This window comes from Butyrivibrio sp. (assembly GCF_017940685.1).
GTDB lineage: Bacteria > Bacillota > Clostridia > Lachnospirales > Lachnospiraceae > Butyrivibrio.
The window spans coordinates 1-3,733 of the sequence record NZ_JAGAYD010000274.1 but is presented as its reverse complement, the minus strand read 5'-3'; the positions used below and the strand labels follow the sequence as shown (position 1 = coordinate 3,733).

Here is a 3,733-nt window from a genome sequence, read left to right as displayed (position 1 = left end):
ATAATCCAAATTACAGTTTATCATTTAAAGCGCTCCATGACTAGTATTTGTCTAGTTTTAGCCAGTAAGCTATACTATAATGTATGTAATGTTTTTGGCTAAGGGGGATCCAATGGCATCAAACACAGATGAAAACAACAACAAGCTTGCCGATACCGGTTTTATCAGCGAAAAGATAAAGCAGCGCCCTATAAACAGAAAGAAGCTCCTTCGGCGTACTGCCATCACTTTCTTTTTAGCGATCATATTTGGTATAGTGGCGTGTTTCACATTTCTTTTACTCCAGCCTGTCTTTTCCGACCAGCTCTACCCTGAGGAAAAACCGGAAGCGATTTCTCTCCCGGAGGAAAATGTTCAGGACGAACTTACTCCCGAGGAGATGTTCGCAGTGGAAAACGAAATAGCTGCTGTGGAAGCAGAGAATTTTGAGTCTGCCCAGAAGGATCAAATTGATGAGGCTATCGCTTCATATTCTTTCGATGCTTTAGATTACAGCAAGATGATGGCTTCACTTAAAGAAGTTTCAACAGAAGTAAGCCGCAGCATAGTTACTGTTACAGCTCTTTCCAGTGACACCAACTGGTTCAGCGAGTCCTTTGAGAGCAGCGGTTCTACTTCAGGTGTCATCATTGCAACAAACGGCTCAAACTATTATATTGCACTGCCAGCTGCCGCCATCACCGATGCAGAAACCATAAGAGTTACTTTCTTCGACGGGTCAGTGACTACAGCTGAACTGAGCCTTATAGATGATGTAACCGGCCTTAGCGTCATTAGCGTTAAAAGAGCAGATCTTTCTGACACCACAAGAGACAAAGTATCTACCTCATCACTTGGAAGCTCCAATTCAGGTTCACTTACAGGTCTTCCTGTCATAGCAGTTGGCAGCCCTCTTGGAATACAAGGCTCAATCGCCTATGGCATCATCACTTCAGAAAAGACAGCTCTTGGTCTTGAGGATTCATACTATAAGCTTCTTACCACCGACATCTACGGCAGTACAAACGGAAGCGGTGTCATTGCCAACTTAAGCGGCCAGGTAATAGGCATGATCGATATGTCCTACAATTCCGATGAACTGGAGAATCATATCTGTGCAATAGGAATCACGGAGCTTAAGTCTCTTTTTGAAGACCTTTCAAATGGCCGCAACAGGGCTTACCTTGGCATTCACGGAACAACAATTCCAAATGACATACAGGTGTCCATGAATATACCTGCGGGCGCTTACATAACTACCACTGAGATGAACTCTCCTGCAATGATGGCAGGTATCCAGAGTGGTGATATCATCACTTCAATCGCTGGAACTGAGATTTCTTCTTACGAGCAGCTGGTTTCAAAACTTGCAGCCTGTGCCCCTGATGATGTAATATCAGTTACTGTACTAAGACAGGCACCGAATGATTATGTGGAGCTGGATATAGACATTACACTTACCAGCGCAACCCATAACTAATATAGAAACAAAATAGAATCGAGGTTTTTTATGAAATTTATCAAAGACTTTATCCCTGGAGAAAAGGTAGCCGACATCTACATGTGTAAACACAAACAGGCTGCCACCACTAAAAACGGCAAGGAATACTATTCAGTCATCCTCCAGGATAAGACAGGAACTGTAGACGCCAAGGTCTGGGAGCCAGGCGGCGCTGGCATTGACGAGTTTGATGCAACTGACTGCATCGATGTTTTTGGTGAGATCACAAGCTTTAACGGAGCCCTTCAGGTAAACATCAAAAGAGCAAGAAAGTGCAGAGAAGGCGAGTATGACCTCTCGAACTTCCTTCCTGTTTCTTCAAAAGATAACGATCAGATGTACAAAGAGCTCCTTGGGATCATAGGAACCATAGAAAACCCTTACCTTAAAAAACTTCTTGAAGATTTCTTTGTAAACGACAAAGCCTTCGTAGAGGCCTTCAGAAAATCAAGCGCAGCAAAAACTGTCCACCACAGCTTTATTGGTGGCCTTCTCGAGCATACTTTAAGCGTAACAAAAATGTGTGATTACATGGCATCAGCTTACCCAATGCTCAAAAGAGATCTCCTTCTTACAGCAGCTATCTGCCACGACATAGGAAAAACCAGGGAGCTTTCTCTTTTCCCAGTAAATGACTACACAGACCAGGGGCAGTTCCTTGGTCACATCGTCATGGGCTGCGAAATGGTTGGCGAAAAAGCAAGAAGCATTGAAGGATTTCCTGAACTCTTAAAGCAGGAGCTTCAGCACTGCATTCTGGCTCACCACGGAGAGTTTGAGTACGGATCTCCAAAAAAACCAGCTCTTATGGAGGCGGTAGCTTTAAACCTTGCTGACAACACTGACGCCAAGATGGAGACCTTCACAGAAATACTTCAGAATGTCACAACTCCTGGATGGCAGGGATTCAATAAATTCTTTGAAACCAACATCTATCCTACAAAGATCGACTAAACCTGATCAAAAGAGCCCGGCTATCATCAATAATAGCCGGGCTCTTACTATTTTATTATCACAGTTTACTGATGAATCTCTCAAGTCTCTCCATGGCAGCTTTAAGGTTTTCTAAAGAATAAGCATAGGAAACTCTTATATATCCCTCTCCGCAGTCACCAAAGGCTGTTCCTGGAACAACTGCAAGCTTTTCTTCCTTAAGAAGCCTAGTACAGAACTCGTCGCTGGTCATGCCAAACTTCTTGATGCAGGGGAACACATAGAATGCTCCATATGGTTCAAAGCAAGGAAGACCAATTCTTTCAAACTCATTTAAAAGATATCTTCTTCTGTGGTTGTACTGCTCACGCATCATGGCAACATCATCATCGCCGTTTTTAAGGGCTTCTACAGCAGCATACTGGCTGGTAGTTGGAGCACACATGATGGCAAACTGATGGATCTTGATCATCTGCTCCATTATCTTAGCCGGGCCACAGGCGTATCCAAGTCTCCATCCAGTCATGGCATATGCCTTGGAAAAGCCGTTTATGAGGATCGTTCTCTCCTTCATTCCAGGAAGGGACACAATAGATACATGCTTGCCACTATAAGTAAGTTCGCCATAGATCTCGTCTGAAATTACATAAAGGTCCTTTTCGATGACTACCTTGGCAATCTCTTCAAGGTCCTTCTTTTCCATAATAGCTCCAGTTGGGTTATTAGGGAAAGGAAGCACTAAGATCTTGGTCTTATCTGTTACCTTCTCAAGAACTTCCTGAGCTGTAAGCCTGAATTCATTTTCCTCTTTTAGCTCAATTATGACAGGAACTGCATCAGCAAGGATGGCGCAGGGCTCATAGGATACGTAGCTGGGCTGAGGGATAAGGACCTCATCTCCCTCATCTATCATGGCTCTGAGGGCAAGATCAATAGCCTCTGAACCACCTACTGTGATAAATATCTCTTTTAAAGGATCGTAGGTAACTCCCTGGGTTCTTTTTATGTAATTGGAAACCTCAGTACGAAGCTCCTTAAGTCCTGAATTTGAAGTATAGAAGGTTCTTCCCTTTTCAAGAGAGTAAATACCCTCGTCTCTTATATGCCAGGGAGTGTCAAAATCCGGCTCACCAACACCAAGGGATATTGCGCCTTCTGTCTCCAGAACAATATCAAAAAACTTTCTTATTCCAGATGGCTTTATGTCAACCACCTTTTTTCCTATGGGATTTCTCATGGTGAAACTATCTCCCTTGTATCTTCATATTTTTTAGTAAGGATCGTTCCGTGGTCTTTATATTTTTTCAAAATAAAGTGTGT

Annotated in this window: 3 protein-coding genes; 2 read left to right on the top strand and 1 reads right to left on the bottom strand. The window is 43.2% G+C overall.

Features of this window, described 5'->3' with window-relative positions:
* The first annotated feature begins 112 nt into the window (after window positions 1–112).
* Together J6I68_RS16600 and J6I68_RS16595 are read left to right on the top strand one after the other, a co-directional pair.
* The gene (locus J6I68_RS16600) at window positions 113–1,459 is read left to right on the top strand and encodes a S1C family serine protease (RefSeq protein WP_292221932.1); all 1,347 of its coding nucleotides are present in this window, start codon (window positions 113–115) and stop codon (window positions 1,457–1,459) included.
* 30 nt (window positions 1,460–1,489) lie between these two features.
* Complete coding sequence (locus tag J6I68_RS16595) at window positions 1,490–2,434, top strand: 3'-5' exoribonuclease YhaM family protein (protein WP_292221931.1); 945 nt, start codon at window positions 1,490–1,492, stop codon at window positions 2,432–2,434.
* 58 nt (window positions 2,435–2,492) lie between these two features.
* On the opposite strand, the gene J6I68_RS16590 is transcribed toward J6I68_RS16595, so the two are convergent.
* A complete protein-coding gene (locus J6I68_RS16590; RefSeq protein WP_292221930.1) occupies window positions 2,493–3,650 on the bottom strand; it encodes a pyridoxal phosphate-dependent aminotransferase in 1,158 nt (385 codons plus the stop codon).
* Between the last annotated feature and the right edge of the window lie 83 nt (window positions 3,651–3,733).

Excerpts from the sequence above, each read along its gene's own strand:
- J6I68_RS16590 (WP_292221930.1), bottom strand. The coding sequence starts at position 3,650 with ATGAGAAATCCCATAGGAAAAAAGGTGGTTGACATAAAGCCATCTGGA.
- J6I68_RS16600 (WP_292221932.1), top strand. The coding sequence starts at position 113 with ATGGCATCAAACACAGATGAAAACAACAACAAGCTTGCCGATACCGGT.
- J6I68_RS16595 (WP_292221931.1), top strand. The coding sequence starts at position 1,490 with ATGAAATTTATCAAAGACTTTATCCCTGGAGAAAAGGTAGCCGACATC.